The 6,004-nt window shown below is 64.9% G+C and carries 1 protein-coding gene; it reads right to left on the bottom strand.

Annotation, left to right across the window (positions count from 1 at the left end; translation table 11 throughout):
- Window positions 1–736: 736 nt before the first annotated feature.
- Window positions 737–5,740: an RHS repeat-associated core domain-containing protein gene (locus tag MT346_RS13105; protein WP_243563516.1), complete on the bottom strand. Its 5,004-nt coding sequence runs from the start codon at window positions 5,738–5,740 to the stop codon at window positions 737–739.
- Window positions 5,741–6,004: the final 264 nt, after the last annotated feature.

Raw genomic sequence — 6,004 nt, 5'->3', positions numbered from 1 at the left:
AGGCTCCAGGCTCCAGGCTCCAGGCTCCAGGCTCCAGGCTCCAGGCTCCAGGCTCCAGGCTCCAGGCTCCAGGCTCCAGGCTCCGTCGTTGTGCGCCAGAGGTGCGGCAGTTCTGGGACGGGGATGATGGGACGGTCGTCGATGAAGCTGCACGGGTCAAGGACCACCGCCCTGGTGAGCACGCTCGGTCCATATTCGGTGACGCGTATCACGGTGCCGTCACTGACGAAGGCGAGCCAGGACGCTCCCGGCCGTCACGGTGGCGGCACCCCCGCCGCCGGACGCTGGGACGGCGGACCGTCAGATTCCCCACGTCAGCAGACGTGGAAGCCCGCCGAATCAGCTCATGACGAGCTGGGTGCGATCATCGCAGCTTTCGGGTCCAGTATTCGAATGCCGTTGCGCGGAATATGCACACATCAGGAACACGGGCATTTACCGTGAGACCCAGGTGAACGCGGATGAGTCGCGTGACCTTTCGTCTGATGAAAGCATCAAGGGTGAAAAATGCGATTCCGCTCACACCAAACACCACAAGGTAGGCAACCCCTCCAGCATTCGACCATCTGGGGCCGGAGAGAGCGACGCACAAGACGATCACTTGGGCGAATGCCCACACGGTCAACATGAGGTGAGTCAGGACGTACCGCACGCGATACCTCGACGCTTCCGCACCTATGCGTTCAGGCCAGCTGCTCTCAACGTTCACTTCGTAGCACTTCCCCACATCCCAGCGTCATTGACCACAGAAAGCCTCCCGGATTGCCTCAATTCCCCCGTGTATGTCGATCATTCCGGCTGGCAGAGCCAGCGTCGAGGCGCCCAGCAGATTCACGCCCCAGGCCGTGGACTGATCGGAGATCAAGGTTGCGCTTCCGATGTCCGCTCCGAGAGCACCCGCACCGAACAGCGCAGCGACACAGGCTGCCTCGTCGTGGTTCATCGTGCAGGCTGCGCCGTCGAGGACACCTCCCGCTCCGGAGGCAGCTCTTCCGGGCCACTTCGCAGCGCCGGCAACCTGCCGGAGGCGGGATACCTCCGCAGTGGTCGTCTCGTTGCTTGCCGCGCTGTCGATGCTGTCTGCTTCCGCGATGCTGCTCGCTTCGCCGGCGCCTCCTTCGGCCGCACTCGCTGCCTCTGTTCCCGCTTCGGCGGTTCCCGCTTCAGCCGCTCCAGCTTCCGCAGCGCCGTCAGCTGCCACTGCCGCGATGTCCGCGCCTTCCAACGCCCCGAGCGGCCCGTCAGCGACGATCCCGATCCCGGTTGCGGTCAAGCCGACCATGACCAGGCCAATGCCGACCGCTCCGGCGACACCCCACCAGCCGGCTGCGCTGAGCAGGCCGAGAGGGTCGCTGAGGTTGATCGGGTCGTCATTGGCGTATGCGTACGCCTGCCCCGTGTGCTGAACGAGCGGATCGATGGTGAGGAAGTTGGCGGTGCGGGGGTCGTAGTACCGCGCCAGGAGGTAAAGCAATCCGGTCTCAGCGTCGGCGTACGCCCCGGCGAACTGGAAGGGAGTGGATGCGGTCCCGGTGTGTGTCGTCGCGGTGCCCCAGGCGTTGTAGGCGTAGGAGCCGACCACCGCGCCGGTTGCGTCGGTGAGCGCGGCGGTGGAGTTGTGTGCGTCGGTGAAGTAGTACTGCGGCGCGGAGCTGTTCGACGCGGTGTACTGCTCGATTGGCGTACCTGTTGGACCGTAGATGTAGTTCGTGGTCCCGTCGGTGAGGAGCTCGGGAATCGGGGTTGCGGTGTCCCAGGTGAACGCGGTGCTCGTTGCTCCGACGACCTTCTTGGACCGGATCCCGTCTCCGTCGTAGCTGTACTGTGTGGTCGCAGTTGCCTTGACACTCGTCAATTCGTTCGCCGCGTTGTAGCTATAGGTGGTCGCCGCGGAACCACTTGGCGTCATGGTGGCTCGTTGTCCATCGGCCGAGTACGTGTAGGCGGTGGCATTCGAGGGAGTCGTCGCGCAGCTCGGGCCACTGACCGTTGTGGTGGTGCTCCAGCAGAGTTCGTTCGCGGCGTCGTACTGCTGTTGACCGGAGCCGACGTTGGTGAAGTTGCCGTCCGCGTCGTAACCGTAGGTCATGGTGGCAGCCTTGGTGAGTCGCTGCGAAGCGTCGTAGGTGTAGGCCTGCGTCACTCCTGCGGCGCCGTTGCTCGGCGTCTGTGAAGCAACCGTGCCGTCGTCCGCTCGCACGTCGGTGAGCTTGGCGAGAACGGTTGTCCCCTTCGTGAGGGTGCTACCGGTCGCGGAGTCGGACGCCCCGTAGGTCTCGGTGGCGGTTGTGCCGTTCGGCGCTGCCGTACTGAGGAGGTCACCGTCGACGTCATACGTGAATGTAGTCGTCTTCGCCATGGGGTCGGTGACACCGGTGAGCCGTCCTTCGTTGTTGAAGGTGCGTGTGACGGCTTTCGCCGAGCCGGGGTATGTGATGCCGGTGGTGTTCCCGTCTGCGTCGTACACGTACGCGACGGCCTTGCTCGCACCGTTTGTTTCACCGGTCATCTCGTTGAACGCGTCGATCGTGTAGCTGGCAGTCCCGGTGCCGTCGACCATTTTGGTGCGGGTTCCGTTGGCATCGTAGGTGAACGCCACCGGGTGGGTGCTGTCGGAGTAGCTGGTTCCGCCGAGTTGTCCGGTCGGCGTGTAGGTGTTGGTCGTGGTGACACCGGACGGTTTGGTCGTGGTCAGGACTCGCCCGTCGAGGTCGTATTGCAGTGTCGTGACGGCCCCCTTCGGCGTTGCGGTGGTCGCGGGCGCGGCTACCGTGATCTGCTCACCGAGCGAATCGTACGCATACGACGTTTCCGCAGCTGAACCGCTGGTCCATGGCGACGCCGCGCTGCAGGTCGGAGTCGTGCCGACGCTGCCGTTGGGCGCAATGGTCGCGGTGCGGTCGCCGTTCGGGTCGTAACACTGGCGCGTGGTCGCTGCGGCGCTGGTGCCGGCGCCGGTGGTGGTGGATGTCTGGTGTCCGGCAGGGTCGTATGCGTACATTGTGGTGTTTGACGTGGTCGCGGCGACCGCGGACCCGGGGGCGTCCGTTTCTGTCAATCGTCCGGCGGCGTCGTACACCGAGGTGGTTGTGACGGTTCCACCGGTCGTGCTCGAGGGGCTCGGGCTGACGGTACTGACGGGTTTGCCGATGGTGTTGTAGGCCGTCGTCGTCGCGTCCGCGGCAAGGCGCTTCGTGTATCCCTTCGGGTAGCTGGTCGGGCACGAGGCGGCGGTGAGCTTGTTCGCGGCGACGCCGGATGGTGGGACTGTCTGAGACGGGTGGCCGTCACCGTCGTAGCAGGTGAGTGTGGCGTGGCCGTCCGGGTCGGTCAGCAGTTGGAGTTCATCGGCAGCGTCGTATGCGTACTGCGTCGCTTTTCCGCGGGGGTCGGTGGTGGTGATCTTGTTGCCGTCCAGGTCGTACTGGGTTGTGGCTTTCCGCGCGGTCACCGTGGCACCGGAAGCGCCCGCCTTGGTGGTGGACGTGGTCCGGCCATCGGAGTCGTACGTCGTCGTCGTTGTGAAGTTCGCGGCGGTGGCGCCGCTGACGTTCCCGTTCGGCGTGATCGTGCTGGTCTGTTCACCGTCGGCGTCGTAGGCGAAGGTCACGGTCGACATCTGGGTGCCATTGCCGTTGGGGACACTCACGGCGGTGAGGTTGGTCGCCGAGTCGTAGGTCAGCTGCGTGACGACACCGGTCGGATCGATGGTGGCGCAGGGCAACGACGCCATGGGGGCGCTCTTCGTACAGGTTTGCGCTTTGCCCGCGAGGGTCACGGACTGGCTGTTGTACAGCCGGTAGGTGGTCCGGATGGCGGAAGCGTTGGTGGCGCCAGGAGCGTACTGACCGGCCGACTGCCAGATCTGCCGACCCAACGTGTCGTACTGCGTGTACGTCACGTACGCCGGCGGGGCGGAGGCGGGCGGAGTGATGGTTGAAGCGGTGCTGGGGGTTGCTGTGGGCGGGCTGAGACTGCTGCAACCGTTGGCTGCTTCGGGCATCGCAACACACGTGGCTTGACCGAACGAGTTGTACGAATAGCTCGTGACGCTGCCGTTGCCATCGACGGCGGTAGCGGTGTCTCCGGCCGGCGTGTACGTGCTCTGGCTGAGATTCCCGTCGGGGTCGGTCACCGAAGTCAGCGCGTTGGATGCGCTGTCGTAGGTCTCCGTGGTCGTCGCCGCTTCCGAGGTGCCGTATCCGGTCGTGATCGAGGTCAGGTCTCCCGAGGTGTACACGTCGCGCTTGACGTTCCCATCGGGGTCCGTGATGAGTGTGGCGCCAGACAGGCTGGATGCGTCGACACCGTACGACCAGGTGGTGGTCCGTCCGAGCGGATCGGTCTGTGATGTGACTTGGTTCCCCGAATCGTAAGTGTTCGTGGTGGCGCAACCATTGAGTCCGGCGCAGCTGTTCGAGGTCTGCTGAGACCGTTGGTAATTGTTCGGAGTCATCAGCGACGTGATCCGGTGGGCGGAGTCGTAGCCGTAGGTGGTCACACCTCCGTCGGGATGCGTCACGTGGATCAGGTTGCCTGCGGTGTCGTACGCGTATCGCACGGTGCGACCGAGGTTGTCGGCGACTGCCGTGAGCTGATTGCCGGTCCAGGTGAAGGTGAGGGTGCGACCCGCCTGGTTGGTGACGGTGCTGATCCGTCCGGAAGCGTTGTGGGCGACCGTCGTGCTGTCGCCCTGCGGATCCGACTCGGCGGTGAGGGCACCTGATGCGTTGAAGGTGAAGATCTGGTTCTCGTGACGGGTGAGCGCCCAGCTGCCGTCACTGTTGGAACGCAGCGATGCCAGGACTCGTGAGGGGGCACTCCAGCTGCCGTCGGATTGGTGCTGGAACTGCACGACTGAGCCGTTTTCTTGGTAGACGTCCTCGATGCTCGCACTTGTCGGGTCGGCGCTGATCGTCATGTTGAAGCCGTCGGTCCAGCCGTATCCCAGAGGGCCGTTCGGCAGCGCAGTGTTCGTGGCAGATGTGGACGCTTGCGAGCCGTAGGAGCGCGTCAGGCTCAGAGCAGGCCCGGGGCCGAGGAGGGTGAGGTCGGTTTCGTTCTCGGTGAACTCCCCAGTTGCAGAGTTCACGGGGTCGCCGTCGCAGCCTTCGCAGCTCACTTCGGACTTGTTCGTGCCGCCCGAGATCTCACGCCATGCGATCGGGCCGCTGGTTCCTGCGGTCCCGCCAGTGGAGCCGATCCGGATGATCTTCCACGACCAGCAGCCGCCCTGGAGTCCGGACCCGCTGTCCGTGCCGGCGTCCGAGGAGGGGCACGTGTTCGTCGCCGCGTACTTGTTCGCGTTGAAGGTCGCGAGAGCGTTGGCATACGTTCCGACCGAACTGCCGATCAGGTTCGACATCGACGTCATCCCGGGGATAGCGGTTCCCGAAACGGCGGGGATGTGGGAGGCGACCTGCTCGTTGTTCGCGTCGGCACCGGATCCGGAGACGATCATCGAAACGTCGCTGTAGTGCAGGCCAGCCGTACTTCCAACGCTCCCACCGAGGGGGGTCCAGTTCCAGAACAGCACGTCGCCGGCTCTCGTGCTCGCGATGTTCGTGCTGCTGCCGGGGAGGGCTTTGCCGTTCCCGGCGGTCGTGAGGAAGGTGTACAGCGCATCTGCTGATGTCCACGAACGTGCGTGCATCGGCGGTTCCGTTGGACTGTTGCTGGAGTTCCAGCTGTTGCTCCACCAGGTGTTCGCCGCGAGCGGGTTCCCGAGGCTGGGCTGCATGCCGCCGGCCTGGAGGAGTTGGCTGGAAAACGCTGCCGAGTCCTCGCCGTAGGGGTAGTCACCAGGGTTCGGCGAGGCAGCGTAGGAGCAGGCGTACTGGTACGCGGCGCTCAGGTTCAGTGGGCTAGAGCCGAAGCTTCCCGTTGGGCAATCTGAAGCGAGGGCGGGAGACGGGTCAGTGGTCAGTCCCACGGCCACGAGCGAGGTTGCCGCCAGTGCGGCAACGAGCACCCATCGCAGAACGACCGCGCGGAGACCCTGCGT

This window comes from Curtobacterium sp. VKM Ac-2922, from assembly GCF_022815645.1.
GTDB lineage: Bacteria > Actinomycetota > Actinomycetes > Actinomycetales > Microbacteriaceae > Curtobacterium.
This window is presented reverse-complemented; position numbering and strand designations above follow the sequence as displayed.